This is a genomic window from Aminobacter sp. P4_D5, from assembly GCF_056401815.1.
The window spans coordinates 1-707 of record NZ_JBFUIP010000726.1 but is presented as its reverse complement, the minus strand read 5'-3'; the positions used below and the strand labels follow the sequence as shown (position 1 = coordinate 707).

Sequence of the window (707 nt, the reverse complement as noted above, 5' to 3'; positions counted from 1 at the left end):
TCGCGATGCAGATCGTCGAGAACTGCTTCGACGACCTCGATGCGCCGCCTGTGCGGGTGCACGGCCTCGACATCCCGATGCCCTATGCGGCCAATCTGGAGAAGCTGGCTTTGCCGAGGCTGGAACAGGTGGTCGATGCCGTCCACTCCGTGACGTACCGGTAAGGGAGCGCGAGACATGGCCACGAATATCCTGATGCCCGCCCTCTCGCCGACCATGACGGAGGGCACGCTCGCCCGCTGGCTCAAGGCCGAGGGCGACAAGGTGAAGTCCGGCGACATCATCGCCGAGATCGAGACCGACAAGGCGACCATGGAAGTGGACGCCGTGGATGAAGGCGTCCTCGGCAAGATCGTCGTCGCCGCGGGCACTGAGGGCGTGAAGGTGAATGCCGTCATCGCCGTGCTGGTCGAGCCGGGCGAGGCCGCGCCAACGGGCGAGGCGAAACCCGCTCCGGCCCCTGCGCCGAAGCCCGCGGAGGCACCGAAGGCTGCGGCCCCGGCTCCTGCGCCTGCCGCCGCTCCCGCTCCGGCGCATGCCGTTTCGGGCGACCGCGTCTCCGCCTCGCCGCTGGCCAAGCGCATGGCGCAACAGGCCGGGCTGGACCTGTCCAAGGTCAACGGTTCCGGTCCGCAAGGCCGCGTCGTGAAGTCCGACGTCGAGGCAGCGATGAAGGGTGGCGCTCCGGCGCCGGCTCCCGCGGCTGC

The 707-nt window shown here is 69.6% G+C and carries 2 protein-coding genes; both read left to right on the top strand.

What is annotated here, in order from left to right:
• Positions 1-5 precede the first annotated feature (5 nt).
• A complete protein-coding gene (locus tag AC1DWF_RS34600) occupies positions 6-164 on the top strand; it encodes a transketolase C-terminal domain-containing protein (RefSeq protein WP_476842994.1) in 159 nt (52 codons plus the stop codon).
• Positions 165-177: 13 nt separating this feature from the next.
• The coding region (locus AC1DWF_RS34595) for a biotin/lipoyl-containing protein (RefSeq protein ID WP_476842993.1) at positions 178-707 on the top strand (530 nt) is incomplete at its 3' end.

Excerpts from the sequence above, each read along its gene's own strand:
- AC1DWF_RS34600 (WP_476842994.1), top strand. The coding sequence starts at position 6 with ATGCAGATCGTCGAGAACTGCTTCGACGACCTCGATGCGCCGCCTGTG.